Source organism: Streptomyces sp. MMG1121 (genome assembly GCF_001280015.1).
Lineage (GTDB): Bacteria > Actinomycetota > Actinomycetes > Streptomycetales > Streptomycetaceae > Streptomyces.
This window is the reverse complement of the sequence record NZ_LGDV01000002.1, coordinates 86,405-113,100: the sequence shown is the minus strand read 5'-3', so window position 1 is coordinate 113,100 and position 26,696 is coordinate 86,405. Positions and strand designations below refer to the sequence as shown.

At 72.1% G+C, this 26,696-nt stretch carries 24 protein-coding genes and 2 pseudogenes; 7 read left to right on the top strand and 19 right to left on the bottom strand.

Going from position 1 to position 26,696, the window contains the following annotated elements; genetic code table 11:
- Window positions 1-5: 5 nt before the first annotated feature.
- Together ADK64_RS02765 and ADK64_RS42400 are read right to left on the bottom strand one after the other, a co-directional pair.
- Entirely contained in the window at window positions 6-701 is a 696-nt protein-coding gene (locus ADK64_RS02765) for a demethylmenaquinone methyltransferase (RefSeq protein ID WP_053654584.1), read from the bottom strand.
- A pseudogene (locus ADK64_RS42400) lies at window positions 698-1,721 on the bottom strand (acyltransferase family protein); the annotation flags it as partial. The gene ADK64_RS02765 and the pseudogene ADK64_RS42400, both read right to left, overlap by 4 nt.
- Window positions 1,722-1,723: 2 nt before the next feature.
- Between ADK64_RS42400 and ADK64_RS02760 the strand changes: the two are divergent.
- Window positions 1,724-2,092 (top strand): annotated as a pseudogene (locus tag ADK64_RS02760) (hydrolase); the annotation flags it as partial.
- Between the two features lie 53 nt (window positions 2,093-2,145).
- On the opposite strand, the gene ADK64_RS02755 reads toward ADK64_RS02760, so the two are convergent.
- From ADK64_RS02755 to ADK64_RS02730, 6 genes are all read right to left on the bottom strand, one after another.
- Entirely contained in the window at window positions 2,146-2,751 is a 606-nt protein-coding gene (locus ADK64_RS02755; protein ID WP_053654530.1) for an imidazolonepropionase-like domain-containing protein, read from the bottom strand.
- Window positions 2,752-2,758: 7 nt separating this feature from the next.
- Window positions 2,759-3,958 carry a cyclic dehypoxanthinyl futalosine synthase gene (mqnC, locus tag ADK64_RS02750; protein WP_053654529.1) on the bottom strand — a complete coding sequence of 400 codons (1,200 nt, stop codon included), beginning with the start codon at window positions 3,956-3,958 and terminating at the stop codon, window positions 2,759-2,761.
- A gap of 72 nt (window positions 3,959-4,030) precedes the next feature.
- Window positions 4,031-4,891, bottom strand: a complete 861-nt coding sequence (locus ADK64_RS02745) for a prepilin peptidase (protein ID WP_234384440.1) — start codon at window positions 4,889-4,891, stop codon at window positions 4,031-4,033.
- Between the two features lie 59 nt (window positions 4,892-4,950).
- On the bottom strand, window positions 4,951-7,317 hold the full coding sequence (locus ADK64_RS02740) for a protein kinase domain-containing protein (protein ID WP_053654528.1): 2,367 nt from the start codon (window positions 7,315-7,317) through the stop codon (window positions 4,951-4,953).
- A 141-nt stretch (window positions 7,318-7,458) separates the two neighbouring features.
- The gene (locus ADK64_RS02735; protein WP_053654527.1) at window positions 7,459-9,141 is read right to left on the bottom strand and encodes a serine/threonine-protein kinase; all 1,683 of its coding nucleotides are present in this window, start codon (window positions 9,139-9,141) and stop codon (window positions 7,459-7,461) included.
- A 49-nt stretch (window positions 9,142-9,190) separates the two neighbouring features.
- The gene (locus ADK64_RS02730; RefSeq protein ID WP_053654526.1) at window positions 9,191-10,039 is read right to left on the bottom strand and encodes a menaquinone biosynthetic enzyme MqnA/MqnD family protein; all 849 of its coding nucleotides are present in this window, start codon (window positions 10,037-10,039) and stop codon (window positions 9,191-9,193) included.
- A 285-nt stretch (window positions 10,040-10,324) separates the two neighbouring features.
- Between ADK64_RS02730 and ADK64_RS02725 the strand changes: the two genes are divergently transcribed.
- Window positions 10,325-10,528 (top strand): cold-shock protein, encoded by a 204-nt coding sequence (locus ADK64_RS02725; RefSeq protein WP_053654525.1) that lies wholly within the window; start codon window positions 10,325-10,327, stop codon window positions 10,526-10,528.
- A 112-nt stretch (window positions 10,529-10,640) separates the two neighbouring features.
- On the opposite strand, the gene ADK64_RS02720 is transcribed toward ADK64_RS02725, so the two are convergent.
- Window positions 10,641-11,216 carry a helix-turn-helix domain-containing protein gene (locus ADK64_RS02720; RefSeq protein WP_053654524.1) on the bottom strand — a complete coding sequence of 192 codons (576 nt, stop codon included), beginning with the start codon at window positions 11,214-11,216 and terminating at the stop codon, window positions 10,641-10,643.
- A gap of 69 nt (window positions 11,217-11,285) precedes the next feature.
- On the opposite strand from ADK64_RS02720, the gene ADK64_RS02715 reads away from it, so the two are divergent.
- The 4 genes from ADK64_RS02715 to ADK64_RS02700 all read left to right on the top strand — a co-directional run bounded on the left by ADK64_RS02715 (window position 11,286) and on the right by ADK64_RS02700 (window position 13,427).
- The gene (locus ADK64_RS02715) at window positions 11,286-11,996 is read left to right on the top strand and encodes an AzlC family ABC transporter permease (protein ID WP_053654523.1); all 711 of its coding nucleotides are present in this window, start codon (window positions 11,286-11,288) and stop codon (window positions 11,994-11,996) included.
- Window positions 11,993-12,307, top strand: a complete 315-nt coding sequence (locus ADK64_RS02710) for an AzlD domain-containing protein (RefSeq protein ID WP_053654522.1) — start codon at window positions 11,993-11,995, stop codon at window positions 12,305-12,307. The genes ADK64_RS02715 and ADK64_RS02710 overlap by 4 nt, the downstream gene beginning before the upstream one ends.
- A 75-nt stretch (window positions 12,308-12,382) precedes the next feature.
- On the top strand, window positions 12,383-13,033 hold the full coding sequence (locus tag ADK64_RS02705; protein ID WP_053654521.1) for a class I SAM-dependent DNA methyltransferase: 651 nt from the start codon (window positions 12,383-12,385) through the stop codon (window positions 13,031-13,033).
- A 190-nt stretch (window positions 13,034-13,223) separates the two neighbouring features.
- Window positions 13,224-13,427, top strand: a complete 204-nt coding sequence (locus tag ADK64_RS02700; RefSeq protein WP_053654520.1) for a hypothetical protein — start codon at window positions 13,224-13,226, stop codon at window positions 13,425-13,427.
- A 103-nt stretch (window positions 13,428-13,530) separates the two neighbouring features.
- Here the strand turns inward: ADK64_RS02700 and ADK64_RS02695 are convergent, their stop codons facing one another.
- The 5 genes from ADK64_RS02695 to ADK64_RS02675 all read right to left on the bottom strand — a co-directional run bounded on the left by ADK64_RS02695 (window position 13,531) and on the right by ADK64_RS02675 (window position 21,855).
- Window positions 13,531-16,578, bottom strand: a complete 3,048-nt coding sequence (locus ADK64_RS02695; protein ID WP_053654519.1) for an AfsR/SARP family transcriptional regulator — start codon at window positions 16,576-16,578, stop codon at window positions 13,531-13,533.
- A 194-nt stretch (window positions 16,579-16,772) separates the two neighbouring features.
- Window positions 16,773-17,567 carry an AfsR/SARP family transcriptional regulator gene (locus tag ADK64_RS02690; RefSeq protein WP_053654518.1) on the bottom strand — a complete coding sequence of 265 codons (795 nt, stop codon included), beginning with the start codon at window positions 17,565-17,567 and terminating at the stop codon, window positions 16,773-16,775.
- 113 nt (window positions 17,568-17,680) lie between these two features.
- Window positions 17,681-18,499, bottom strand: coding sequence for a hypothetical protein (locus ADK64_RS02685; protein WP_053654517.1), 819 nt, complete (start codon window positions 18,497-18,499; stop codon window positions 17,681-17,683).
- Between the two features lie 308 nt (window positions 18,500-18,807).
- Window positions 18,808-19,710, bottom strand: coding sequence for a LysR family transcriptional regulator (locus ADK64_RS02680; RefSeq protein ID WP_053654516.1), 903 nt, complete (start codon window positions 19,708-19,710; stop codon window positions 18,808-18,810).
- A 195-nt stretch (window positions 19,711-19,905) separates the two neighbouring features.
- Entirely contained in the window at window positions 19,906-21,855 is a 1,950-nt protein-coding gene (locus ADK64_RS02675; protein ID WP_053654515.1) for an AMP-dependent synthetase/ligase, read from the bottom strand.
- A gap of 280 nt (window positions 21,856-22,135) precedes the next feature.
- On the opposite strand from ADK64_RS02675, the gene ADK64_RS02670 reads away from it, so the two are divergent.
- Entirely contained in the window at window positions 22,136-23,029 is an 894-nt protein-coding gene (locus ADK64_RS02670) for a MaoC family dehydratase (RefSeq protein ID WP_053654514.1), read from the top strand.
- A 337-nt stretch (window positions 23,030-23,366) separates the two neighbouring features.
- On the opposite strand, the gene ADK64_RS02665 is transcribed toward ADK64_RS02670, so the two are convergent.
- The 5 genes from ADK64_RS02665 to ADK64_RS02645 form a co-directional block, all read right to left on the bottom strand.
- The gene (locus tag ADK64_RS02665; RefSeq protein ID WP_199829459.1) at window positions 23,367-24,017 is read right to left on the bottom strand and encodes a TetR/AcrR family transcriptional regulator; all 651 of its coding nucleotides are present in this window, start codon (window positions 24,015-24,017) and stop codon (window positions 23,367-23,369) included.
- A 47-nt stretch (window positions 24,018-24,064) separates the two neighbouring features.
- Window positions 24,065-24,364, bottom strand: coding sequence for a DUF4229 domain-containing protein (locus ADK64_RS02660; protein WP_053654513.1), 300 nt, complete (start codon window positions 24,362-24,364; stop codon window positions 24,065-24,067).
- A 74-nt stretch (window positions 24,365-24,438) separates the two neighbouring features.
- Complete coding sequence (locus tag ADK64_RS02655) at window positions 24,439-24,963, bottom strand: GNAT family N-acetyltransferase (RefSeq protein WP_053654512.1); 525 nt, start codon at window positions 24,961-24,963, stop codon at window positions 24,439-24,441.
- Window positions 24,964-25,008: 45 nt separating this feature from the next.
- Window positions 25,009-26,172, bottom strand: coding sequence for an aminofutalosine synthase MqnE (gene mqnE, locus ADK64_RS02650; RefSeq protein ID WP_053654511.1), 1,164 nt, complete (start codon window positions 26,170-26,172; stop codon window positions 25,009-25,011).
- A gap of 37 nt (window positions 26,173-26,209) precedes the next feature.
- Entirely contained in the window at window positions 26,210-26,665 is a 456-nt protein-coding gene (locus ADK64_RS02645) for an Lrp/AsnC family transcriptional regulator (protein WP_053654510.1), read from the bottom strand.
- Between the last annotated feature and the right edge of the window lie 31 nt (window positions 26,666-26,696).

Sequence of the window (26,696 nt, the reverse complement as noted above, 5' to 3'; positions counted from 1 at the left end):
GGGGCTCAGCTCTCCTTGAAGCCCCGGTGCAGCGCGACCACGCCGCCGGTGAGGTTGCGCCAGGCCACCTTCGACCAGCCCGCCTTGCGCAGCCGTTCGGCGAGGGCGGGCTGGTCGGGCCAGGCGCGGATGGACTCGGCGAGGTAGACGTACGCGTCCGGGTTGGAGGACACCGCACGCGCGACCGGCGGCAGGGCCCGCATCAGGTACTCGGTGTAGACGGTGCGGAAGGGCGTCCACGTCGGGGTCGAGAACTCGCAGATCACCACGCGGCCGCCGGGGCGGGTCACCCGGTACATCTCCCGCAGCGCCACGTCCGTGTCCTGGACGTTGCGCAGCCCGAAGGAGATCGTCACGGCGTCGAAGGTGTCGTCCTTGAACGGCAGCTTCGTGGCGTCCCCGGCCGTGAACGGCAGCCAGGCGTGCTTCTTCTTGCCGGCCCGGAGCATCCCGACGGAGAAGTCGCAGGGGACGACGTACGCGCCGCTCTGCGCGAAAGGCAGCGAGGAGGTGGCCGTACCGGCCGCGAGGTCGAGGATCTTCTGCGCGGGGCGCGCGTCGACCGCCTTCGCCACCTCCTTGCGCCAGCGCCGGTCCTGGCCGAGCGACAGCACGTCGTTCGTCAGGTCGTACCGTTCCGCCACGTCGTCGAACATCGAGGCGACTTCGTGCGGCTGCTTGTTCAGGGAAGCGCGGGTCACCCGCCCATTGTTGCAGCAGGGCCTCCCGGGATCAGTCGCGGCTTCTTCCCGGCGGCCACGTCCTCCACCCAGCCGCACGCCAGGACGAATGCGGCGATCAGGATCCAGCCGATGCCGAACATGAACCACTGGCTGTCCAGCGGCAGGTACGTCTCGAAGGCGGGCACGTTCCAGAACCGGTCGATCAGCGGGACGGCGAGGATCAGGGCGATCTCGTGCCAGAGGTAGATCGTCACCGCGCGCGTTGAAGATCGTCACCGTGCGGTCGAGGCGCCGGAAGCGGGTCAGCCAGGCGAAGTCGATACGGAAGTACGCCTTCGCCCACATCAGCAGCAGGACGAAGCCGGCCGACCAGAAGGCCTGCGCGAGGGGGTTCTCGTCGAGGTCGTAGGTGCCGAAGTCGGCCTGGTGCGAGAAGGCGTACCAGGCGCCGTAGACCATCGCCGCGAGGGAGAGCAGGAGTGCCGGGGCCGGTTTCGTCCGCCGGAGCGGGCCGTCGCGGTGGGCGAAGCCGAGGATCCAGCAGAAGAGGTATGTCGACAGGTCCCACAGGGCGCTGCCGAAGCGGCCCGCCGGGCCCGGCCAGAGGAAGGTCAGCACCAGGATCGGGGCGAGCGACAGGAGCAGGACCGGGACGCGGGACCTGCGGAAGATCCACAGCAGGGCCGGGGAGAGCAGGACGAACCAGAGGTACGTGCGCAGGTACCAGAGGATCTCCCAGGCCTGCTCGCCCCACGCGTTGCCCGGGGGATCGCCGAGCGGGACGACCCAGTAGACGATCTGCCAGCCGGGCATCCAGTCGTGGACCAGCATCGCGAGGACGACGAAGAGGCCCCAGAACCAGAAGGGCGGCAGGAGTCTTCTGAGTCTGCTCTGCACGACCTTCAGCGCCGGGCGTTCCAGGGACTTGGCCATCAGGGTGCCGGCCAGGGCGAACATGATGCCCATCGAGGGGAAGGCCATGCCGCACCAGGCCCAGCCGAAGGTGTGGTACGTGACGACCCTGATCAGCGCGAGTGCCCAACCTGATGACCATGAACTACGGCGAGTCGTACACCGGGGACATGGGCGAGTACGCCATCACCTCCGCCGGGGCCGCGCACGCCCAGCTGAAGAAGGTCTTCGGGCTGTCTGACGCGGGCGCGTGGCGGGGCATCGCGCTCACCGCGATGATCGGGGTCAACGACGTGGCCCGGGAGACGTTCACGCTCTCCGACGCGGCGCAGGTGCGGACGTTCGCGAAGGAGAAGGAGATCGCCTGGGTGTCGATGTGGTCCTCCTTCCGCGACCGGCAGTGCGAGGACGACGACTCCACGTCCGACGACGCCGCGACCAACTGCAGCGGGGTGCACCAGAGTTCGGGAGCGTTCGGCAAGGCTTTCGCCGGCTGAGGCAGGCCGCTTCGGGCGGCCGCCGCAGCCGCCCGAAGCGGCGCCCCGAGGGGTCAGCGGCGGCGGAAGACCAAGCGGCCCGCCAGCACCGTCGCCACGCACGTCCCCGCTCCCCGCTCGGCCAGCTCCGCCTCGTCGCGAACGTCGAAGACGGCGAAGCGGGCGGCCGAGCCGCGGACGGGTGCGGGCACGGACGCCACCGCGACCCCGGCGGCGAACGGGTCGAGGGACGGGATACCGGCCGGGCGGCGGGCGCGGCCGGTGACCACCAGTCCGGTGCGCTGGACGGCGTCCCGAACGGCGCGGTTGCGCAAGGGATCGCAGGCGGCCGCGACCGTGCCGTGCGCCAGCATCCGCTGCACCCCACGCCGGGCGCTCGCGCCCCAGCGGGTGTCGTCCAGCGCGAGCGCGATGAGCGCGTCGCCGGTCAGCGGCTCCGTGCCGAGGTCGTCGGCCTCCCGGGGGTCCGGGTGGTACGCCTCCTCCAGCAGCTCCGTGCCGTGGGCGTTGACGAGACCGGGCGTGAGGATGCCGGGCCAGGTACGCACGCGCGCGTGCGGGTACCCGGCGGCCAGCTCCTCCAGGGACCCGACGGCCGCGACCAGCTCGCCCTCGACGGCGACGGCATCGCCCCTGGAGTCGGCGTGAATCGTCAGCACGGCGGCGTCAGTTGGACGTCAGCAGCTTCAGCTCGGGGTGGGCGGTGCCGCCCTCGATGGCCGTGGAGGAGATGTGGGAGACCACGCGGTCGTCGAGGGGGTCGTTCGCCGGGTCGTCGTGCACGACGAGGTGCTCGTACGTCGTGGCGCGCTGCGCCGGAACACGGCCCGCCTTGCGGATCAGGTCGATGATCTCCAGGCGGTTGGAGCGGTGCTTGGCGCCGGCCGAGGAGACCACGTTCTCCTCCAGCATGATCGAGCCGAGGTCGTCCGCGCCGTAGTGCAGCGACAGTTGGCCGACCTCCTTGCCGGTGGTGAGCCACGAGCCCTGGATGTGCTGGATGTTGTCCATGAACAGCCGGGCGATGGCGATCATCCGCAGGTACTCGAAGAGCGTGGCCTGGGTACGGCCCTTCAGATGGTTGTTCTCGGGCTGGTAGGTGTACGGGATGAACGCGCGGAAGCCGCCCGTGCGGTCCTGGACGTCCCGGATCATCCGCAGGTGCTCGATGCGCTCGGCGTTGGTCTCGCCGGTGCCCATCAGCATGGTGGAGGTGGACTCCACGCCCAGCTTGTGCGCGGTCTCCATGATCTCCAGCCAGCGCTCGCCGCTCTCCTTGAGGGGCGCGATGGCCTTGCGGGGGCGCTCGGGGAGCAGTTCCGCGCCGGCGCCGGCGAAGGAGTCGAGGCCCGCCTCGTGGATCCGGGTGATGGCCTCCTCGACCGACACACCACTGATCCGGGCCATGTGCTCGACCTCGGAGGCGCCCAGCGAGTGGATCACCAGCTGCGGGAAGGCGTCCTTGATGGCCTTGAAGTGCTTCTCGTAGTACTCGACGCCGTAGTCCGGGTGGTGACCGCCCTGGAACATGATCTGGGTGCCGCCCAGCTCGACGGTCTCGGCGCAGCGGCGCAGGATGTCGTCGAGGTCGCGGGTCCAGCCCTTGGCGGTGTCCTTGGGGGCCGCGTAGAAGGCGCAGAACTTGCACGCCGTGACGCACACGTTCGTGTAGTTGATGTTGCGCTCGATGATGTACGTCGCGATGTGCTCGATGCCCGCGTACTTACGGCGGCGTACGGCGTCGGCGGCGGCGCCCAGCGCGTGCAGCGGGGCGTCCCGGTAGAGGACGAGGGCCTCTTCGGGAGTGATCCGCCCACCGGCGGCGGCACGGTCGAGGACAGACTGGAGGTCGGCCTTCTCGGTCACCAGGGCGTCCCTTTCGTCAAGGGTTGTGGACAGACCGGGCCAGCCTACGCCAGGCGTTCCGCCCGGCAGACGTCAGGCCGCGTACGCGCCGATCAGCAGCCCGGCGAGGGCCCCGGCCAGCAGGAACGGGCCGAACGGTATCGCCGTCCTGCGCCCCGCGCGCCGGGCGACGACGAGCGCACCGCCGTACAACGCGCCGAGCAGGAAACCGGCGAAGGCGCCGAGCAGGAGCGTGGACCAGCCGTACCAGCCGAGTACCGCGCCCATGCCGACGGCCAGTTTCACATCGCCGAAGCCCATGCCGGCCGGGTTGACGAGGAAGAGCACGAAATAGCCGGCGCCGAGCGCCAGGGCTCCGTACAGCGCGCCGAGCCAGTGGCCGGCGTGCTCGGGCAGCAAGGCGGCGGGGCACAGCAGGACGAGGGCGGCCGCTGCGAGCGGCAGGGTCAGCGGGTCGGGCAGCCGCTGCACCCGGAAGTCGATCGCGGCCAGCAGTACCCCGACGGGCGCGAGCAGCAGCCAGACCGCGAGTTCCGGCCGGGTGCCGGTGGCGGCGGCGAGGGCGGCGCAGGTCAGGGCGGTGGCGATGGAGAGGAGAGGGCCGGAGGGAGCCGCCGTCGCGGTGGCGGCCGGCGTGGCAGGACGCGCATGCGACGACTCGGCCGCGTACCGCGGCGCGGAAAGACGCGCGCCACCTTGTGCACCACCCCGCGCGCCACCTCGTGCGCCACCCCGCGCGCACTCCCCGCAGCGCGCCGGTCCGAGCCAGCCCCGGAGCGCGTGACCCCGCGAGCACTGATCTCGCCAGCGCTCCCCCGCCGGGACGGCGAAGCGGTACGCGGCCCTGGGCAGCAGCCCTCCTGCCGCCGCGCCCCACAGCGCGGCGACGGCCCACAGCGGCACGTCACTCACCCGGATCTGGGCGATCTGCACCCGTACTGCCTCCCTTCAGCCCGTGCCGCCGGGCAGCGGGCCCACCGAGGTTCCCGCCCTCACACGGCCGGCATGCCATAGATCTGCGGCCCGTTCGCCACCATCAACCGGTCTCCGGCGAGGGCGATCTGCCAGGTGCCGGTGGCTTCGTCCGTGTCGGCGAAGGTCCAGCGGATCCTGCCGGTACGGGCGTCGATGGCGGCGACGCCGCCGGCCAGCTCGTCACCGGCCCCGTACAGCGTCGTCCCGGACTTCACGAAGGTCTGCGCTCCCCTGTTGGGCTGGTCGCAGAGCCACAGCCGTTTCCGTGTCTTGAGGTCGACCGCCCAGACGCCCCGGTCGAAGTCTCCGACGTAGAGCACACCGTCGATGACGGTCGGGTTGTAGAAGCTGCGCCGCCCGTTGGCGGACAGGGTCCAGCGGGTGTCGCCCGTCTCGACGTCCACGGCCGTCAGTTGCTCACCCGGCAGGAAGACGAGCCCGTCCGCGACCGTGGGGATCCAGCTCCACTTGTCCCCGATCTTCTTGGTCCACAGCTGCCGGCCGGTGGCGGTGTCGCGCACGGTGAGGTTGTAGCGGGAGTCGGTGTAGAGAAGACGCTTGCCGTAGACGGCTCCCTGGACCTCGTACTCGTCGGTGCCCCAGTCGCGCTTCTGCAGCCACACCGTCTTCCCCGTGGTGTGGCTGATCGCGGCGATGGCCGTGCGGTACTCGGTGGCGCTCTTCGATTCGCCGGACTCGGACAGGGTGACGTAGACGTTCTCGTCGTCGATCCCGATCGTGCGCTGGATGTCCACCTGCTTGTCCAGCCGACTGCGCCAGACCTCCTGGCCGGTCTTGATGTCGTAGGCGATCAGGATGCCGTCGTATTCGCCGTCCATCAGGAACAGCTTGCCGTCGTGGCAGAACAGCTGGGCGGCGACACGGCAGACGTCCGGCTTGGACCAGCGCTTCTTCCCCGTCTTCACGTCGTACGCCACCAGCGGATCACCGCTGACCAGCAGCAGACCGTCGTAGGTGAGGAGCGGCACCTCCATGCTGACGTCGTCGCTCGACACACTCTGGCGCCACAGGGGCTGCGGGGCGACGCCGGCCGGCGGGGTGGTGAAGTCGTCGGCGGCGGGCTCGGCCGAGGCTCCGTCGTGGCGCTTGCCGTCGGTCCCCACGCCGCCGGCGCCGCCGCCCCGCCCGAACCACCAGGCCGTCCCTCCGCCGACGGCCGCGACGGCGACGGCACCGCCGAGGGCGAGGGAGAGGGCGCGGCGGCGGGTCGGGGCGGTCTCGGGACCGGCGCTGCCGAGCCGCACGGCGGCGGGCTCCGGGCCGGCTCCCGCGGCAGGTACGGACGGACCGGCAGGCGAATGACCGTAGCCCGGTGCGGGAGCCGCGGGCGAGCCGTAGCCCGGTGCGGGGGCCGCGGGCGGGTAGCCGTACCCCGCAGCCGCCGGTCCCGCCGCAGGCATCCCCTGGGCGCCCGGCATCGCCGGTGCCGGGCCGAATCCCGGCGCTGCCCTGCCCGGCTGCGGCTCCGGTGCCTCCAGGTCCAGGATGCCGGCCGCGTGGGTGGCGATCGTGGAGGCCACCGCCGAGGGCAGCCAGTCGCTCAGGACGCCCTCGACGCCCTGCGGGACCAGGGCGGAGGCCAGCTCGGCAGGGGTGGGGCGGTCGGCGGGGTCCTTCTGCAGACACGCACGGATCAGGCCGAGGAGCGGGCGCGGGGTGTCGGTGAGGTCCGGTTCGCCGTGGACGACCTGGTAGAGCAGCGCCGCGTGCGAGACGGCTCCCTCGCCGAAGGCGGTACGGCCGGTCGCCGCGAACGCGAGGACGGCGCCCAGCGAGAAGACGTCGCCCGCCGGGCCGACGTCCTTGCCCAGCGCCTGCTCCGGGGGCATGTAGCCGGGCGAGCCGACCACGACTCCCGTCTGGGTCATCCGGTTGCCGTCCACCGCCCGGGCGATGCCGAAGTCGATGACGCGGGGGCCGTCCGCGGCCACCAGGACGTTCGACGGCTTGAGGTCGCGGTGGATGAGCCCCGCGGCGTGGATCTCCTGGAGGGCGGCCGCGAGGCCCGCGCCCAGCGCCCGCACGGTGTGTTCGGGCAACGGGCCGTGCGCGGCGACGACGTCGGTCAGGTCGGGGCCGAGGACGTACGACGTCGCCAGCCACGGCAACGGTGCGTCGGGGTCGGCGGCCACGACCGCGGCGGTGTAGTGGCCGGAGACAGCCCGGGCGATCTCGACCTCGTGCCGGAAACGGTCACGGAAGCCGGTGTCGGCGGCGAGGTCGGGACGGACGACCTTCACGGCGACGGTACGACCGCCCGGTGAACGGGCCAGGTACACCCGGCCCATGCCGCCGGCGCCGAGCCTGCGCAGCATGCGATAGCCGCCCAACTCCGATGGATCGTCAGGCTGCAGTGTCTCCATGGCGGGACTACCCCGTCCTTCCCCGTCGTGCGTACGGCGGTGATCGCCGGCCTGGGACACAGTAATCACCGCGGGGACGGGAAAGGTGGCGGGGGCGAGTGGACGAGGAGAGGATCGGAGCGACACCCGGATGCCGGTCCCTCAGCCCGCCTTCGACATCCGCGAGACCGGATTGCCCTCCGCCTGGCTGTCGGACGTGTACGTCAGGTCGTCGCCGACCGGCGTCAACTCGATCTGGTGCGGGGACGGATCGCATCCCTCGTGGTTGCCCTTGGCGCCCGTCGAGGTGACCAGGAGCCTGGCCGGCGTCACCTGCTTCAGCGTGAGGATGTCGGTGCACACCCCGCCGAGCTGGTCGGTCTGGACGAGACGTCCCAACTCCTCGCCCACGCCCGCCGGGTGGACGGTCAGACGGAAGGTGCCGATGGGCAGGTTGCCGTCCAGTGCTGTGGCCCGGCCCTGCCAGGTGCCGAGATAGCGGGAGGGCACGGACGCCGGTCCGGACGGTCCGGAGGTGGCGCCGGGGTCGGCGCTGGGCGCCGGGGAGTGCGCCGTACCGCTGCCACGGCTGCCCGCGTCGCTGTGGCCGCCGTCCAGCCACGGCCGCAGCAGGGCGCCCAGCCCCACGGTGGCCACGGCGAGCGCACCGGCCACCGCCAGCGCCACCGTGCAGCTCACCCTGCGCCCCCGGCCGCTCTCCGCCTGGGTGGCCGTGGCGGCCACGCTGACACTGACCTTGCCGTGCGGCGGCGCGTCCCGCCGGGCGGGTACGGCGGGAGGCGCTGCGGGCGGCGGCGCCGTGGGCGGAACCGTCACCGGTGGGGCTCCGAACGCACCGGGCCGCGACGTCGGTTCCCCGGAACCCCGCTCCGAGGGCCCGCTCACCGAAGGGCCGGCGAACCCCACCGGCCCTGAGCGCACCGTCTCCCCCGTGTCCAGATTGAGCAGTTGTACGGCGCTGCGGCTGACCTGTTCCACCAGGGGGCCCGGCAACCAGCCGCCCGTGATCAGGCGGGCGGCGCCTTCGGGGGCCAGGTGATGGGCCAGTTCGCGTGGGGTCGGCCGGGACGACGGGTCCTTGGCCAGGCAGGTCGCCGCCAGTTCCCGCAACTGACCGGTCATTGTGCCGAGTTCGGGCTCCTCGTGTACGACCTGGTAGAGCAGCGCGGCCGAGAAGTCGCCACGGAAGGGCGGTTCACCCGTGGCGGCGTGGACGAGGACCGCGCCCAGGGAGAAGACGTCGGAGGCGCCCGTGGCCCCCTTGCCGAGGATCTGCTCGGGTGCCATGTAGCCGGGGGAGCCGAGCGACACGCCGGTCGACGTCAGGGACGCCGTACCGTCCGTGGCCCGGGCGATGCCGAAGTCGATCAGAAGCGGCCCGTCCAGGGTCAGCAGGACGTTGGACGGCTTCACGTCCCGGTGGACGAGTCCCAGTGCGTGGACGCCCGCGAGCGCCTCGGCGAGGCCCGCGCCAAGGGCCCGTACGGTGTGCGCGGGCAACCGGCCGGTGCCGGTGACGGCCGCCGCGAGGGACGGGCCGGCCGCGTAGGCGGTGGCGACCCAGGGCACCGGGGCGTCCGGGTCGGCATCCAGGACCGGCGCGGTCCAGGCGCCGCCGACCCGGCGGGCGGCCGCCACCTCGCGCCGGAAACGGGCACGGAACTCGTCGTCCAGCGCGAAGTGCGGATGCACGGTCTTCACGGCGACGGTCCGGCCACCCGCGCTGCGGCCGAGATAGACCCGGCCCATGCCGCCGGAGCCGAGCCGGCCGAGCAGCCGGTAGGGCCCGACGGTGGCCGGCTCGTCGGCTTCCAGCTCCAGCATGGCGCACTCCCCCTCAACGCCTCCTGGGCAGCAGCGTAGTGACGCCCGCTTACGGCTGCAGCAGGTCCACCTTCACGTCCGCCGGGAAGCCGGTCGACGGGCCCACCCGGCGGGCGAACTCGGTCACGGCACTCAGCTGCGGGACGCCGAAGCTGAAGTCGAGGGTGGTGAAGTACTGCTCCAGGGTCGCCTCGTCGAAGTTCTCCCAGCGGGCCGCCTGTTCGGCGACCTTGCCGACCTCCTCCAGGGAGACGTTGCGGGAGTCGAGGAAGGCCTCGTGGACCTTGCGGGTGATGAGCGGCTCGCGCTCCAGGTAGTCCCGGCGGGCCGCCCAGACCGCGAAGACGAACGGCAGGCCGGTCCAGTCCTTCCACATCTGCCCGAGGTCGTGGACAGTGAGGCCGTAGCGCGGGCCGTCGAGCAGGTTGGCGCGCAGCGCCGCGTCGCCGATCAGGACGGCCGCGTCGGCCTCCTGCATCATCAGGCTGAGGTCGGGCGGGCAGGTGTAGTAGTCGGGCTGGACGCCGTAGCGCTCCTGGAGCAGCAGCTGGGCGAGCCGGACGGAGGTGCGGGAGGTCGAGCCGAGGGCGACCCGGGCGCCGTCCAGGCGGTCGAGGGGGACCTGCGAGACGATCACGCAGGACATGACGGGGCCGTCGCAGCCGACGGCGATGTCGGGGAAGGCGACGAGGTCGTCGGCATTGCGCAGGAACTCGACGAGGGTGATCGGACCGATGTCGAGATCGCCGCGCACGAGCTGCTCGCTGAGCTTCTCCGGGGTGTCCTTGGTCAGCTCGAAGTCGAGGAGCGTGCCGGTTCTCGCGAGCCCCCAGTAAAGGGGCAGGCAGTTCAGGAACTGGATGTGGCCGACGCGCGGCCGGGTGCGAGAATTGTCCACATCGCGAGACTAGACCCCGCCCGGTACGGCCCCGGACCGACCCCGCCGTCGAACGGACTAGCAGACGTTCAAACATCCGGGTGAAGTGATCTTGGCCTCTATTGCATTCCGCCGCCCGCGTGCTAGGCTCGCCGCAAGTTGCAGTTTGGTTTCCCTTGCAGTACAGAGCCTGCGGAGCATGTGACCGCGGGCTCTCGTCGTTTTCAGACATATGCAGTCGTGCAGCACCGTTTCGCACTTGCAGGTTCTGGAGCAGGGCAACCCTTTTGAGCCCAAGGAGGGCTTATGGCTACCGGAACCGTGAAGTGGTTCAACGCCGAAAAGGGCTTTGGCTTCATCGCCCAGGAGGGCGGCGGCCCCGACGTCTTCGTCCACTACTCCGCGATCAACGCGCAGGGTTTCCGTTCCCTCGAGGAGAACCAGCAGGTCTCCTTCGACGTGACGCAGGGCCCGAAGGGTCCGCAGGCGGAGAACGTCACCCCCGCCTGATCACAGCCTGATCGCAGAACCTGAGTGCAGTACCCAAGGAGCCCCGCGCCGTTCCGGCGACGGGGCTCCTGCCTTTTCGGTCCGGGCCCCGGATGAATTCACGGCGAATTCTCTACACGTGCTGCATGACGAGGATGAACGTCGTGCCCGGCACCAGCGCCTCGTACGAGTGGGCGACGTCCCCTCGGTACGTCATGTAGTCACCCGGGTCCAGTTCGGCCTCTTCTCCGGCCGGCCCCGCCTTCACCCGCCCCGTGCCGACGATCAGGTGTTCCACCGTGCCCGGGATGTGCGGCTCCGCCGCGCGGGCCGAGCCCGGTTCCGCACGGATGCGGTAGATGTCCCGGCGTGCCCCGGGCGGGCTCGCGGACAGCAGGGTGCCGACGAAGCTGGCCTGCTCGGAGGCGACCCCCGGGCCCTGCCCGGCGCGGATCACCTGGACGGCCGGCGTCGGCGGCTCCACCAGCACGCTGAACGGCACTCCCAGCGCGACGCCCAGCGCCCAGATGGTCTCCACGCTCGGATTGCCGCCGCCCGCCTCCAGCTGGGACAGCGTGGACTTCGCGACCCCGGCGCGCTTGGCCAGCTCGGACAGGGACAGCCCGGTGCGGGCGCGCTCGCGCTTGAGGGACGCCGCGATCCACTCCATCGACAGCCGGTCGGGGGGCCGGGGAGGCGGCTCAGCCATACTCGTTCGCTCCATCGGTACGATCGTTCGCCTTGACGGACAGGCGGTCTGCTGTCCATTGTAGGAAACATGCGTTCGGTACAACGAACAACTCAGACATCGGGCCCGGCCGACGACCGGTCCCTGGTCCGTGACAGCTCGCTCGTCTGGCTGGCCAGCGGCATCGTCGGCGTCTCCTTCGGAGCGGTCTCCGTCGCCGGCGGGCTGCCGCTGTGGGTGCCGGTGCTCATGTCCGTGCTGGTGTACGCGGGATCGGCCCAGTTCAGCGCGGTCGGCGTCCTGCTCGCCGGGGGCGGCCCGGTGGCCGCCGCGGCCACCGGGCTGCTGCTCAACACCCGCACGGCCGCGTTCAGCCTGGCCGTGGCGGAGATCCTCGGCACGAGCCGAGCGGCCCGCTTCCTCGGCGCGCACCTCGTCACCGACGAGACGGTCGCCTTCGCCCTCGCCCAGAACGATCCGGTACGGCAGCGGCGGGCGTTCTGGATCTCCGGGCTCGGGCTGTTCGCCGTGTGGAACATCGGGGTGCTGGCCGGCGCGCTGGCCGGCGGCGCACTCGGCGACACCGCCCGCTACGGCCTGGACGCCGCCTTCCCCGCCGTGCTGGCCGCCCTGGTCCTGCCGGCGCTGCGCGCGGACGCGACGGTACGGCGGTGCGCCCTGCTCGGCGCTGCGCTGGCGCTGGCCGTGACGCCCGCCGTACCGGCCGGGGTGCCGGTGCTGGTCGCTCTGGCCGGGCTCTTCCTGCACCGGGGGCCGGCCCGGAAGGAGGCCTCCGTATGAACGCCACGGTCCTCGTGATCCTGGCCCTGGCCGTCGGCACGTATGCCTTCCGGCTGGTGGGGCCGGTGCTGCACGGGCGGGTCGAGATACCCGCCCGCGTGCAGGAGCTGGCCTCGGCCGGGGCGGTGGTCCTGCTGGTCGCCCTGCTGGCCACGGGTGCGCTGACCGAGGGCGGCGGGTTCGCGGGGTGGGCCCGGCCGGCCGGGGTGCTGGTGGGAGTCCTGCTGGCCTGGCGAAAGGCGCCGTTCGTCGTGGTGGTCGTGGGGGCGGCTGCGGCTACGGCGTTGCTGCGGGTGGCTGGGGTCGCCTGAGGTCTTCGCCCACCCGGCTCGCCGCCGCCCGGCCCCCGCCTCGCTTGTCAGTGACTCCCCCTATCGTGCCCCCTCATGACCGACACGCAAGACTTCGTGAGCGCCACACGCACCTTCTACGACGCCATCGCCGACGACTACGCCGACCATTTCCAGGCCGAGTTGACCCACCGGCCGCTGGAGCGGGCGCTGCTCGGGCTGTACGCCGGGCTGGTGGGACCCGGTGGTGCGGTGGCCGATCTCGGGTGTGGGCCGGGGCGGACCACCGCGCGGCTCGCCTCGCTCGGGCTCGACATCTTCGGACTCGACCTGTCCGCGTCCATGCTGGCTGTCGCCCGGCGCGAGAATCCCGGACTGCGGTTCGAGCGGGGCTCGATGCTGGACCTCGACCTCGCGGACGGCTCGCTCGCCGGTGTCGTGTCCTGGTACTCGTCCATCCACACCCCCACGGACCGACTCCCGGCGCTCTTCGCCGAGTTCCACCGGGTCCTCGCGCCCGGCGGCCATCTCCTGCTCGCCTTCCAGGCCGGGGACGAGCCCCGGCGGCTGGAGCGCCCCTTCGGTCATCCGGTGACGCTGGACTTCCTCCGCCGACGCCCGGACGACATGGCGCAGCTGCTCACGGCCGCCGGTTTCACCCTGCTCTCCCGCACGGTCCGCGAACCCGAGGAGCGGCTCGAAGAGAAGGTTCCGCAGGCCTTCCTCTTCGCCCGGAAAGCCGCGTAAAGGCACTCGAGAGCCACTGGAGGCGCACTGGAGGAACGCTTGAATCCGGGAGTACCGGGGGCCTGACCTGGTACGGGAACCAGCGGGGACGGCATGGGGATCGTTCTTCAAGAGCATCGGTCACGACGTCGGGGAGAGCCCGGCGGCCGGATCACGATCCGTCTCATCCTGTCTTCCTGGGGGATACACCATGCGTTCCATCGCACTGCGTACGAAGACGGCTCTGACCGCACTCGCCGGCGCGGGTGTGCTGACGCTCGGCATCGCCACGGCCGCGCCGGCGAACGGCGTGGAGCGGGACCTGACGCACCTCGCCGCCAGGCTGCCGGGCGAGCAGGTGAAGTCCGGACCGGTTCTGGCGGACGAGCGCGACCCGCGCAACGTCACCCCCTGACCGACCTCGCACGGAGCACGCACCACGACGGAGACTGCACCGACAGGGCACAGCCCCCGTCGGTGCAGTTCTTCCTGAACGCCTGCTCGACAGGTGCTGCCGCCTACAGCCGCCTGCCCGCCCCAGTCACGCCCATCGCGTCGTACAGCGCCTCCGCCGCCTGCCTGTGCCGACGGGCCGACAGGCCGTCGCCCAGCGCATCCGCCGCCTCCGCCATGCCGTGCAGCGCGCGGGCGACCTCGAAGCGGTAGCCGAGGCGGGAAGCCAACTCGTGTGCACGGCAGTGCAGTTCCATCGCCCGGTCGGGCGCGCCACGGTGCAGACAGACCAGACCCACCAGGTTCGCCACGGTCGCCTGCCGCAGGGCGTTACCCTCGGCGGTGACCAGATCCAGGGCGCGCTCGGCGTGCTCAGCGACCGAGCGCACATCGCCGAGGCGCTGGCAGACCTGCGCCCACAGCGCGAGGACGACCGCCACGTTCCCCGGTTTGCGCGACTCGTCGCACAGTTCGAGCGCTTGGGCCAGGCAGGCACGAGCCCGCTCGTCGTCGCCGGTGCCGAGGTGGGCGAGGGCCAGCCAGGTCAGTGAGGAGATCTCGTTGTTGCGCTCGCCGAGGCGCCGGTTGAGTTCGGTGGCCCGGGCCGCGTGCCGGGCGCCCTCGGCGTAGTGGCCCGCCCAGGTCTGTACGGTGCTGAGGTTGACCAGGGCCTGCGCCTCGTCGCGGGGTGCTCCCAGCTCCCGGTGCAGACGGATGCCCTCGGACAGGTGGGTGCGGGCCTCGTCGAAATGGCCGAGCGCCCCGTGCAGCAGGCCCAGCACGTCGAGGCAGAACGCCTTGGTGCTGCGATCGTCAGCACTGGCCAGGCCCAGGGCCTCCTGCGCGGTGGCGATGCCGTCCTGGAAGTCGCCGAGCCACCAGTGCGCAACCGCCAGGTTGGTCAGGCTCAGACCCAGCAGCTCCCGGTCGCCAAGTTGCTGGCAAACACCTACCGCGATGCAGCTGACCACTCGGAACTGCTCGTTGTGTCCGCGCAGGTTGAGATAGAACAGCAGGTTGCGGGCCAGCAGCGCGGCGGTGCGATGCAGATCCTGCGCTGCCGCCTGGGCGACGATCGCGAGCAGTGCCTCGTACTCACGGTCGAACCACCGCAGCGCCTGCTCGCCGCCGTCCAGCGGAGGCAGTTCCGGCGCGTCGTCGGCCGGTGGGTCACCGAAGGGCTCGCGACCGGGAAACAGCACTTCACACGCCACATCAGTAGCCAACGTGTAATAAGAAACCAACCTCCCCACCGCCCCCTCCTCATCGTCCTCCGCCTCCCGCACGCTCATCGCATAGGTGCGCACCAGGTCGTGGAACCCGTACAGCCCCGCCTCGTGCTGTTCCAGCAGATGGGCGTCGAGGAGGTTCTCCAGGGTGTCCTCGGCGTCGTGGACGTCGGTGCCGAGCAGCGCGGCGGCCGAGTGGACGTCGATGGCGCTGCCGGGGTGCAGGCCCAGCAAGCGGAACGCGACCCGCTGGCCCTCCTCCATCGCCTGGTACGACAGCCGCAGCGTGGCCTCGACGCTGCGTTCCCCGGCGCTCAGTTCGCGCAGCCGCCGGGTCTCGTCGGCGAGCCGGTCGACCAGGTACTGCACGGTCCAGCGGGGGCGGTTGCGCAGCCGGGCGGTGGTGATGCGCAGGGCCAGGGGGAGCCCGCCGCACAGCCGGGCCAGCCGGGCGGTGGCCTGGGGTTCGGCGGTGGTGCGGTCGGCACCGAGGGTCCGGGTGAGCAGGGTGGCGCTGTCGTCGGCCGAGAGCAGGCCGAGGGAGAGCCACTCGGCGCCGTCCAGGTCGAGCATCCGGACCCGGCCGGTGAGGACGGCCAGGCAGTCCTCGGAGGCGGGCAGCAGCGGGCGTACCTGGGCCGCGTCGGCGGCGTTGTCGAGGAGCAGCAGGAGTCTTCGCTGCGCCGAAACGGTTCGCCACAAGGTGGTGCGGCGCTCCAGGTCGTCGGGTATCCGGTCGTCCGGGATGCCGACGGCGCGCAGCAGGGAGTGCAGCACGGCGGACGGCTCCTGCGCCTTCTCGCCCGGGCTGAAACCGCGCAGGTCGACGAAGAGCTGCCCGTCCGGGTAGTCGGCGGCCAGCAGATGCGCGGCGTGCACGGCGAGCGCGCTCTTGCCGCTGCCGCCCATGCCGTCGACGCCGACGATCCGGGTGCTCCCGGTGGCCGGGGCCCGCCCCACGGCGAGGATCCGCGCCAGCTCCTGCTCCCGCCCGGTGAAGTCCGGCAGGTCGTAGGGCAGGGTGCAGGGCGCGGGCTCGGACGCGGACGGCTGGAGGTAGGCCGCGGGCGCGAGGAGGGCGGCGCGGTCGGCGACGGACTGCGGTACCCGCGGGGCGACTTCGGGACTGTCGCACAGGATGGCCTCGTACAGCCGGGTCAGTTCGGCGCCGGGGTCGATGCCCAGCTCCTCCACGAGCAGCGCGCGGACCCGGCCGAACTCCTCCAGTGCCTCGGCCTGCCGGCCCGCCCGGTACAGGGCGACCATCAGCCGGCCGCGCAGGGTCTCCCGCAACGGGTGCGCGATGACCAACTCGCGCAGGGGGCCGACCAGTTCGGCGGACTGGCCGAGTTCGAGCTGTAACTCGAAGTACTGCTCGGCGACCGCCATGTGGCGCTCCTCCAGCGCCGCGGAGGCCGCGGAGATCACCGTGCCGCCGGCGCCCGCCATGACCGGGCCGCGCCACAGGTCCAGGCAGGCCCGCAGATGCCCGACCGCCTCGGCGGGTCGTCCGGCGGACACCGCCTGCCGGGCCTGGCGTGCCCACTGCGTGAACTCGTGCAGATCCAGCTGCTGTTCGCCGAGCATGGCCCGGTATCCGGCGCCGTCGGTGACGATCGTCGAGGCGCCGTCGGGGATGTGGGTGCGCAGCGCGGCGACGGACTTGCGGATCTGGTGGCCGGCGGTCTGCGGTGGCTCCTCGTCCCAGGCGGCGGCGACCAGCCGGGTCAGCGGCACCATGCGCCCGGGCTCCAGCAGCAGGGTCACCAGGACGCGTTCCTGGGTCGGGCTGCCGAGCCGCAGCCGGCGTTCGCCGTGCCAGCCTTCCAGCGACCCGAGGATGTTGAACCGTACGACAGGACGACCGGATGCCGCCGATTCCACGAACCCGTCCCCTCCGCCCCGTCGCACCGACCGGCCCGAGATGTTCGGGACCACCTAGGTTGTACCCGAACGAGCGGCACGGAGGGGATGATTCCGCCGTCCCGGCGCCCGGCCCGGTCCCGGTGAACGGCCCGGTCCCGGTGAACAGCTGGGTCCCGGTACCCCGTTCGGTCCTGGCGGACAGCTAACCATCTTCACGCGAGCTGGAGGAGGGTCGAATGCATATCGCCTGCCAGGGCCGGGTCGTGGCACAGGATCGCGTTCTCCACGCGGCGCAGCGCCGGGGAGGGCTGGATGCCCAGCTCGGTGTCCAGCAGGCGGCGCATCCGGCGGAAGACGTCGAGGGCGTCGGCCTGTCGGCCCGCGCCGTACAGGGCGATCATCAGCTGCTCGCAGAACCGTTCCCGTAACGGGTGGTTGGTGTGCGCCTCGGTCAGCTCCGCGAGGACGGCGGCGTGCCGGCCGAGGCGCAGCTCGGCGTCGAAACGCAGCTCCATGGCGCGCATCCGGTACTCCTCGTAGCGGGCGCCGGCCAGCTGGCACAGGGTGCCGCCGGGGAAGCCGCCGAAGACGGGCCCGCGCCACAGCGCCAGCGCCGCGCCGAGCAGCCGGGCGGTGTCGTCCGCGTCCTCGGGGGCGGCCGCCTCGGCCCGTCGTACGGCGCTGACGAACTCGGCGGCGTCCAGTTCGCCCTCGGCCACGGTGAGCCGGTAGCCGGAGGGGTGGATGGTGACCCGCGAGGCCGGCCGGTCCGGTTCCAGGGCGCGCAGCTTGCGGCGCAGCCGGCTGACGTGCGCCTGGAGGGCGTTGGCCTGGTTGTCGGGCACGGCCTCGCCCCACATCTCCTCGACGAGGCTCTCCCCGCAGACCGGCCGGCCCTCGCTGATCAGCAGCGTCTGCACGAGGGTGCGCTGCAGGTCGCCGGAGATCTCCGCGGGACCGGACACGGTACGGATCTGCAGTGCCCCGAGGACCGAGAACTTCAGCATCCTGACTCCGCCTCCCGTTGGTGTCGCTGGCGTCGTCGTCCTTCTTCCGGCGACATATCAACGGTGCCCGCGGGCCGTACCGGTTCGTTCCCGATCCGTTCCCGGTCCCCGGATCAGCTCGCGTCGCCGGTGACCAGCGCCGTCAGGGAGGTCACCCGCTGGGCGGCCACCTCGGGCGAGTCGGCGTGCACGACGAGGTGTCCGGGGCCGAGGGCGTCCGGGGGCGAGACGTGCCGCACGTGCGGCAGGACGCCCACCTCGGCGGTCTCCAGCCGCCACGGCGGGTTCAGCACGGCCGCCGCCGCGAACCGGCCCGGCCGCACGGTGTCCACGAGCCGTCCGGACAGCACGTCGACGGCGCCGGCCGCCAGGTCGCAGCCGCCGGCCGCCTTGAGCAGCTCGGGCACCGGGTCCCGGGCGAGGCCCGCCCGGCAGCCGGTGATGACCGGGCCGCGCGGGGTGAGGGCGACGCTGGTGTGGGCGGGCCCGTACTGGTATCCGGTCAGGTCCAGCAGGGCGGTCACCACGGCGCGCACCTCGGCGGCGGTGTCCTCGGTCAGCGGGGCCGGGTGCAGCAGGCCGTAGGGCATGCGCGCGGTGATCCCGACGGCCTGGTGCATGCCGTGCACGCTCAGCGTCTCCACGGTCAGCCCGAGGGAGCCGGGGGCCACCTGGGCGTCACCGGGCGAGAGCCGGTTGTCGCGGACCAGCCGCTGGACGGCCTCGGGGTCGGCCAGCAGCGTGAGGGAGCGGGCGGGGTTGACGAACAGCCCGGCCGCCGCGGCCTCGTCGAGGAGGGCGCGCAGGGCGGGCTCGTCGTGGGCGTCGGCCCGGGCCGAGCGCACTTGGACACCGGCGTGCACGGCCTCGCGGACGAGACGCTGGTCCGGGTTCAGCAGGAAGATCCGGCGGACGTCGTTGTCTTCTTTCATGCCTCTGCTCGGGGGACGAAGTCGGCGAGGGTGGAACGGCAGGTTATGAGCGGGCGATACCGTTCCGGTCCCGGACGGTTCCCTGCACGGGCTCCCGCTGGGCCGGCGGGCTCGGGTGACGGGCTTTCAGAGCACGCTACCGGTTTTCCCGCATGTGCCGCGGGCGGATGCGCGCGACGTCCGCGAGGGCCCGGGCCGGGGGACCGAGCACGTCCCGGAACCGCACTGCCCGGCCGGCCGAGGACGGCCACGGCCCCGACCCCCGGACCGGCCGCGGCAACAGACCGGGACGACGGCCCCCGCACCCGCTACCCGTCCCCGCACCCATGCCGCGGGCGGACGCGCACGGTGTCCGCGAAGGCCCGGGCCGGCGGGCTGAGCGCGTCCCAGCGGCGGACCGCCCAGCCGACCGGGAGCGGTCTCAGGCCGGGCAGGGGGATCAGTCGCAGCGGGCCCTCACCGGGCATGGGCAGCCCGGGTACGGCGGGTACGACGGCCCGGCCCGCGCCCAGTTCGGCGAGCAGCAGCGCGGTGTCCCAGTCGGCGACGGAGGCGTCGTAGGCGAACCGGACACCCGACTCGGCGCAGGCGGCGTCCAGATGGGCGGCGGAGGCGGAGTTCGGCGGCAGCCGGATGAGCGGGACGTCGGCCAGGTCGGCGGGGTCGAGCCGGGGCCGGACGGCCAGCGGGTCGTCGGCCGGGACGGCGAGCACCCACGGCAGCTCGACCACGGTCCGCTGTTCGATGCCCCGCACCGGCGGGCCCAGGGTGATCCAGGCGAGGTCGAGGGTGCCGTCGGCGAGCGCGTCGAAGGTGCCGCGACCCGAACTGACCGTGCGGAACTCCAGGTTGACCTTGGGGTGCCGGCGCCGGAAGGTGACGACCGCGTCGGACATGAAGTGCCGCACGGTGGTGGCGCCGGTGGCCACGCGGACGTGCCCGCTGTGCCCGTCGAGCAGATCGCGCAACTGCCGTACGGCGAGGTCGAGACCGGAGATGCCCTCGGCGGCCGCCGCCTCCAGGACGCGGCCGGCCTGCGTCGGGACGACCCCGCGCGGCTGGCGCTCCAGCAGGGCCAGCCCCGTCTCCCGCTCCAGCCGTTTGACGTGCTGGCTGACGGCGGACTGGGTACAGCCGAGGTCCCGGGCGACGGAGCTGAGACTGCCGGCCCGGCACACGGCCACGAACACACGCAGGTCTTCGAGGGTCACAACACCCAAGCTAACACTGGGGTCTGCCGATAAAACCCAAGGATTGACTGGACCTCAAGTGCCGTACGAGGATCGACGGCGGGCCGCAACCGACCCAGGCGGCAACCCGCTCCACGCCCCCCGCGGAGTCCGGACCGAAGCGGGACCGGCGGGAGCGGGTGCCGACCGTGAACGCGGGCCGCGGCCGGCCCGGTGTCAGCGCCCCCGGACGGCGTACAGTTCCTCCACCTCGCTCGCGAAGTCGCGCATGATCTGGTCGCGGCGGAGTTTCATCGACGGGGTGAGGTGGCCGGCCGTCTCGGTGAAGTCCGTGGGGAGGACGACGAAGCGGCGGATGGACTCGGGGCGGGAGACCAGCTTGTTGGCCTCGTCCACCGCGCGCTGCAGGATCGCCTCCAACTCGGGGTCTCCCAGCAGGAGTTCCGGCGGCACCGGGTGCTTGCCGAGCATCAGGCGCCAGTGGGTGACGCCGTCGGGGTCGAGGGTGATCAGCGCGGAGACGTACGGACGGCCGTCGCCGACCAGCATCACCTGGGAGATCAGCGGGTGCTGGCGCAGCCAGTTCTCCAGCGGCGCCGGGGCCACCGACTTGCCGCCCGCCGTGATCAGCAGTTCCTTCTTGCGGCCGGTGATGGTGAGGTAGCCCTCGTCGTCCAGCTCGCCGATGTCGCCGGTCGCCAGCCAGCCGTCCCGGGTCGCGGGGACGACACCGCCGGCCTGCGGATCCCAGTAGCCGCGCAGGACATGGTCGCCGGCGACGAGGATCTCCCCGTCGGCCGCGATCCGCACCCGTGTCCCGGGCAGCGGCCAGCCGACCGTGCCGAGGCGTGGCTTGAGCGGCGGGGTGACGGTCGTGGCGGCGGTGGTCTCCGTCAGGCCGTACCCCTCGAAGATCTCGATGCCGGCGCCGGCGTAGAACGCGGCGAGGCGGCGGCCGAGCGGGGAGCCGCCGCAGATGGCGTACCGGACCCGACCGCCCATCGCGGCCCGGATCTTGCGGTAGACGAGCGGGTCGTAGAAGGTGCGGGCGGTCTTCAGGGAGCGGCTCGGGCCGCCGCCGGTGCCGGTCTGCCGGGCCTCCAGCGCCTCGCCGTAGCGGACGGCGACGGTCGCCGCCCGGTCGAAGACCGCGACCCGGCCGCCCGACTCGGCTTTCGCGCGGGCCGAGTTGTAGATCTTCTCCAGCATGTACGGGATGGTCAGCAGGGCGGTCGGCCGGAAGACGGCCAGGTCCGGCAGGAGGTCCTCGGCGGCCAGGCTCGGGGCGTGCCCGAGCCGCACCCGCGCCCGCACGCACGCGATGGCCACCATGCGCCCGAACACATGGGACATCGGTAGGAACAGCAGCACCGACGGGTCCTCGTCCTGCGCCTTGAAGACCGGGTAGAGCAGCTCGATGGCGTTGTCGACCTCGGCGAAGAAGTTGCCGTGGGAGAGGGCGCAGCCCTTGGGGCGGCCGGTGGTGCCGGAGGTGTAGATGAGGGTGGCGAGGGTGTCGGGGCCCAGCATGCCCCGCCGTACGGCGACTTCGCCGTCCGGCACCTGCGCACCGGCCTCCGCGAGCCGCGTCACGTGCTCCTTGTCCATCACCCACAGATGGCGCAGGTCGGGCAGGTGCGGCAGCTCGGGGCCGATGGCGGCGGCCTCGGCGGCGGTCTCGGTGACGAGGGCGCGGGCGCCGGAGTCGTGCAGGATCCAGCGGGTCTGGAAGACGGAGGAGGTGGGGTAGACGGGCACGGTGACGAGTCCGGCCGCCCAGGCGGCGAAGTCGAGCAGCGTCCACTCGTAGCGGGTGCGGGCCATGACGGCGATCCGGTCGCCCGGCACCAGCCCCTCGGCGATCAGCCCCTTGGCCGCCGCGAGCACCTGCCCGGCGAAGTCGGCAGCGGTCACGTCCGCCCAGCGGCCGTCGGGCTGCCGACGGCCGAGCACGACGGCGCCAGGGGCGGACTCGGCGTTCTCGAACGGCAGGTCCGCGAGCGAGCCATGGGTGACCGGGGGCACGAACGGCGGTACGTGCGCCTCGCGTACAGAGCCGTCCAGCCGCTGGACCCAGGGCTCCACCAGGACCGGGCGGCCGTCGTAGTCGACGGCCGAGACGGGGGCGGCGGAGGAGGCGGGGGCGTTCGGGTACGGGGTGGACACGGGCGGCTCCTCAGGCGTGCAGCGGTGCACTGCTTGCTGCATGACGTACGTGCCTCGCACACCGAGGCGTTCACCGGCGGCGGGCCGCGGAAAGGGGTTACCGCCGGTCAGGCCAGGTGATCGTACGGGCCCGCCGTGAGGGCCTTGTGCGGGTTCCGGGATGGTCCGGGGCCGGGGATGTGCAACCTCGTGGGTTTTATGACAGGGGCTCGCGTTAAGTGGATCACATAGACTTACCACCGGTAACCTTACTCCAGAGTAATCTCCGACTGGAGGCCTGATGACCACCGTCGTCACCCTCACCGGTACGCCCGCGCTCGCGCCCCTGCTGGCCCGGGGCGCCCTGCGCTCGCCGTTCAGGCGCCCCTCCCCCGACGCGGAGTTCCCGCGCACCAGGCTCGTCCTGCCCGAACTCCGCGTCGATCTGGCGCGGCTGGCCGCCTACGAGCGGGTGTGCGGCTTCGCCACCGGCGTCGGAATCGGCATCGGCGCCGGGGAGGACGCGCTGCCCGTCACCTATCCGCACGTCCTGGGCTTCCCGCTGGCCATGCGGCTGATGAGCGGCCGCGATTTCCCGCTGCCGCTGCTGGGCCTGGTCCACACCTCGATCGACATCGTCCGGCACACCGATCTGCCGGCCACGGGCGAGTACACCCTCGCCGTCCGCATCGACGGCCTGGCCCCGCACCGGCGCGGCACCGAGGCGACGGTGGTGACCGAACTGGCCTCGGGCGACGCCCTCGTCTGGGAGTCCCGCAGCACCTATCTCGCCCGGCACCGCACCGGCGAAGCCCGCGGCCCCCGCGAGGAACGGCCGCCCGCGCTGCCGCGCGTAGCCGAGTGGCGGCTCGGCGAGGACGTCGGGCGGCGGTACGGCGCGGCGTCCGGTGACCGCAACCCCATCCACCTCCACCCGTTCACCGCCCGCCTCTTCGGCTTCCCGAGGGCCGTCGCGCACGGCATGTGGACGGTGGCCCGCTGCCTGGCCGCCCACGGCACGCCCGGCGCGGCCGTGGTCCGGGCCCGGTTCGCCACGCCGGTGCTGCTGCCGGGGACGGTGGCGTACGGCGCGGACGGCACCGGCCGCTTCGAACTGCGCGACGGCCGCGACCGGCTCCATCTGTCCGGGGAGGTACGGCCGCTGACCGGGGAAGCAGAACCGCTCTCCGGCTGAACCCTCCGGCGAACGCACGGTGAATCAAGGCGAGTCGAGGCCGATCGGCAGGGAATTTCCCAGCCCTTTCCCCGCTCGCCCTCATACCCCGTCCTGACCTTCACGGCATGTCTGCCCGGTGTCACCGACCCGTACGGCAGCGCTGACGTCCGCTGCCGGTGGTGTCCGCCGGTCCGGGGGGCGTACGGGGCGCCGCGCGGCGGGCTGCCGGGCGCGGGGCGAAGAAGTTGTACGGGGTGGGACGGAAGCGGGTGGCGCCGGCCCCGCGGAGGTGGGGGCGGTGGGCTGGGCGCCGTCGGTGTTCCTCGCCGTCGCCGGGCGAAGTCCCCCGACGGCGCTAGACCTCGTCAGCCGGCGGAGCCCACCGGTTGCCCCTCATCAGATTGCCCATCCCCGCCCAGGCGAAGTTCATCAGCGTGACCGTCGCCTGCCGGGCCGTGACGCCAGGTGTGGCGTTGGCCCACGCGGCCAGCGACTCCGCCGCGCCGACCAGGGCCTCGGCGAGGCCGGCGACCTCGTGTTCGGGCAGATCGGGGTCGCGGTGGGCCGCACGTGCGGCGACGACGACGAGGCGGGTCACGAACGCGACGATCTCCGTGCGCATCGCGGCGACCTCGGCCGCGAAGGGCTCACCGTGGGTGCGGGCCTGAAGATGGAGGACGGACCAGGCGTCAGGGTGCTCGGCGGTGTGGGCGAAGAAGGCGAGCAGACCGTCCCACAGCTGACGGTCGGCGGGCAGATCGGTGCGGACCCCGGCGCGCACGGCCCGCGTCAGCGCGGTCGCCTCGCGGCGGATGCAGGCGGTGAAGAGGTCTTCCTTGGAGTTCAGGTACAGATAGACCAACGGCTTGGAGACGCCGGCGAGTTCGGCTATCTCGTCCATCGACGCGGCCATGTAGCCGCGTTGGCCGAAGATCCGCACGGCGGCGTCGAGCATCTGCTGCTCCCGCACCGCACGCGGCATCCGCTTGGTCTTCGCCCCACCCATGGGAGCAAGGCTAATGGCGGCCCGGGGACCGGGCGCCACGCCGTCGGTCAGGAGGGCTGGCCCTGCGCCCGGGCGCTGTCGTCGGCGATGTCCTCCTGGCTGCGGTTCGCCTCCAGGTTGGCCTTCATCCGGTCGACCTTGCCCACGATCTGCACCGAGGCCCGCTCCCGCTCCTTGCGCAGCACAACCCAGCTGATCGGCGCCGACAGCACCAGGGAGAGCAGCAGTACCCACAGGAGGTTGGAGTTGCCGAAGCCGCGCGGGAAGATGCCGGAGTAGACGGCTCCCCAGACGACCACGAGGCAGCCGGCGAAGATGCCGAGGCGCATCAGCGTGTAGCGGAGCATCTCAATCCACTCGTCCGATTCCAAAAGGGTCAGCGTCCAGTGAAGCACGGTCCGGGGGCGATCATGCAGGGGGGTCAGACGAGCGGCAGCAGCATGGTGACGTCGTCGCGGTCGTCCCCGGGCGCGACCCGGATGGCGGCGGGCACCCGGCCGACCTCCTTGTAGCCGCAGGAGGCGTAGAACCGCTCCAGGCCCAGGCCGCCCCGGCAGCCGAGCCGGATCGCCTCGACGCCGTCGAGCGTGCGGGCCGCGTCGGCGGCGGCCGCGAGCAGCTCCCGGCCGTACCCGTTGCCCTGGTGCCGGGGGTGGACCATCACCGTGTACAGCCACACCCAGTGCGTCATCAGCCGGTGGGTGTTGGAGGTGAGGAACGCCGTGGCGGCGACCCGCCCCTGCTCGTCGTGCCCGACGAGCAGCCGGCTGCGCCCCTCGGCGAGCTGGGTGAGGTACCGGACCACCTCGGGGCGTATGTCCTCCGCCGTCACCGGCGCCACGAAGCCGACGGCCCCGCCCGCGTTGGAGACGTCCGTCCACAGTTCCAGGAAGCCGTCGCGCAGGTCGGGGGTCATGACGGGGTCCAGCGTGAAGGTAAGGGGCATGCGGGCATCGTATCCATTACCCGCACGCCCTCGTACCGAGCGGAATCACACCCGCATCGGCTGCGGGGACTCCCGGCGGGCCGGGTCGGGACCGTCGTACTCGCGGATGATCTCGTAGCGCGTGTTGCGCTCCACCGGACGGAAGCCGGCGTCCCGGATCAGCTCCAGCAGATCCTCGCGGGTCAGCTTGTTCGGGGTGCCGTAGTTGTCCGCGTCGTGTGTGATCTTGTACTCGACGACCGAGCCGTCCATGTCGTCGGCGCCGTGCTGGAGGGCCAGCTGGGCGGTCTGCACGCCGTGCATGACCCAGAAGACCTTCACGTGCGGGACGTTGTCGAAGAGGAGACGGGAGACGGCGAAGGTCTTCAGCGCCTCGGCGCCGGTGGCCATCTGGGTCCGGGCCTGCAGCCGGTTGCGTACCTTCCCGTCCTTCATGTCCACGAAGTCGTGCTGGTAGCGCAGCGGGATGAAGACCTGGAAGCCGTTCGTCTCGTCCTGGAGTTCACGCAGGCGCAGGACGTGGTCGACCCGGTGCCGCGGCTCCTCGATGTGGCCGTAGAGCATGGTGCACGGGGTCTTCAGACCCTTCTCGTGCGCCAGCCGGTGGATCCGGGACCAGTCCTCCCAGTGGGTGCGGTGGTCCACGATGTGCTGCCGGACCTCCCAGTCGAAGATCTCGGCGCCACCGCCGGTGAGGGACTCCAGACCGGCGTCGATCAGCTCGTCCAGGATCTCCGAGGCCGACAGACCGCTGATGGTCTCGAAGTGGTGGATCTCGGTGGCCGTGAAGGCCTTCAGCGACACGTTCGGCAGCGCGGCCTTCAGCTCCCGCAGCGACCGGGGGTAGTACCGCCACGGCAGGTTCGGGTGCAGGCCGTTGACGATGTGCAGTTCGGTGAGGTTCTCCGACTCCATCGCCGTGGCGAGCTTGACGGCCTCCTCGATGCGCATCGTGTACGCGTCCTTCTCGCCCGGCTTGCGCTGGAACGAGCAGTAGGCGCAGGACGCCGTGCACACGTTGGTCATGTTGAGGTGCCGGTTGACGTTGAAGTGGACGACGTCACCGTTCTTGCGGGTCCGCACCTCGTGCGCGAGGCCGCCGAGCCAGGCCAGGTCGTCCGACTCGTACAGCGCGATGCCGTCCTCGCGGGTCAGCCGCTCGCCGGAGCGGACCTTCTCCTCCAGCTCGCGCTTGAGCCCGACATCCATGCCAACACCTTTCTACGACGACTGCCCCACGGTATCCCTACACCTCTTCGGGCAGCTCTCCGACCCGGTTCTCCCACTTCGTGGACAGCACGATGGTGGTACGGGTACGGGAGACACCCTTGGTCCCGCTGAGCCTACGGATGATCCGCTCCAGACCGTCCACGTCGGCCGCCCGGACCTTGAGCATGAACGAGTCGTCGCCGGCGATGAACCAGCAGTCCTCGATCTCCGGCAGGTCCCGCACCCGCTGGGCGACGTCCTCGTGGTCGGCGGCGTCGGAGAGCGAGATGCCGATCAGCGCGGTGACGCCGAGGCCGAGCGAGGCCGCGTTCACCGTGGCGCGGTAGCCGGTGATGACACCGGCCGCCTCCAGCCGGTTGATGCGGTCGGTGACGCTGGGTCCCGACAGGCCGACGAGGCGCCCCAGCTCCGCGTACGAGGCCCGGCCGTTCTCCCTCAGGGCCTGGATGAGCTGCCTGTCCACCGCGTCCATGCGATCGAAGCCTTCCGGTGAAGAGTTCCGA

Bases quoted from the DNA above. Each gene is read 5' to 3' on its own strand.
- ADK64_RS02740 (WP_053654528.1), bottom strand. From the start codon at position 7,317: ATGGAGACACTGCAGCCTGACGATCCATCGGAGTTGGGCGGCTATCGC.
- ADK64_RS02735 (WP_053654527.1), bottom strand. From the start codon at position 9,141: ATGCTGGAGCTGGAAGCCGACGAGCCGGCCACCGTCGGGCCCTACCGG.
- ADK64_RS02725 (WP_053654525.1), top strand. From the start codon at position 10,325: ATGGCTACCGGAACCGTGAAGTGGTTCAACGCCGAAAAGGGCTTTGGC.
- ADK64_RS02720 (WP_053654524.1), bottom strand. From the start codon at position 11,216: ATGGCTGAGCCGCCTCCCCGGCCCCCCGACCGGCTGTCGATGGAGTGG.
- ADK64_RS02715 (WP_053654523.1), top strand. From the start codon at position 11,286: ATGCGTTCGGTACAACGAACAACTCAGACATCGGGCCCGGCCGACGAC.
- ADK64_RS02710 (WP_053654522.1), top strand. From the start codon at position 11,993: ATGAACGCCACGGTCCTCGTGATCCTGGCCCTGGCCGTCGGCACGTAT.
- ADK64_RS02705 (WP_053654521.1), top strand. From the start codon at position 12,383: ATGACCGACACGCAAGACTTCGTGAGCGCCACACGCACCTTCTACGAC.
- ADK64_RS02700 (WP_053654520.1), top strand. From the start codon at position 13,224: ATGCGTTCCATCGCACTGCGTACGAAGACGGCTCTGACCGCACTCGCC.
- ADK64_RS02690 (WP_053654518.1), bottom strand. From the start codon at position 17,567: ATGCTGAAGTTCTCGGTCCTCGGGGCACTGCAGATCCGTACCGTGTCC.
- ADK64_RS02685 (WP_053654517.1), bottom strand. From the start codon at position 18,499: ATGAAAGAAGACAACGACGTCCGCCGGATCTTCCTGCTGAACCCGGAC.
- ADK64_RS02670 (WP_053654514.1), top strand. From the start codon at position 22,136: ATGACCACCGTCGTCACCCTCACCGGTACGCCCGCGCTCGCGCCCCTG.
- ADK64_RS02665 (WP_199829459.1), bottom strand. From the start codon at position 24,017: ATGGGTGGGGCGAAGACCAAGCGGATGCCGCGTGCGGTGCGGGAGCAG.
- ADK64_RS02660 (WP_053654513.1), bottom strand. From the start codon at position 24,364: ATGCTCCGCTACACGCTGATGCGCCTCGGCATCTTCGCCGGCTGCCTC.
- ADK64_RS02655 (WP_053654512.1), bottom strand. From the start codon at position 24,963: ATGCCCCTTACCTTCACGCTGGACCCCGTCATGACCCCCGACCTGCGC.
- mqnE (WP_053654511.1), bottom strand. From the start codon at position 26,172: ATGGATGTCGGGCTCAAGCGCGAGCTGGAGGAGAAGGTCCGCTCCGGC.
- ADK64_RS02645 (WP_053654510.1), bottom strand. From the start codon at position 26,665: ATGGACGCGGTGGACAGGCAGCTCATCCAGGCCCTGAGGGAGAACGGC.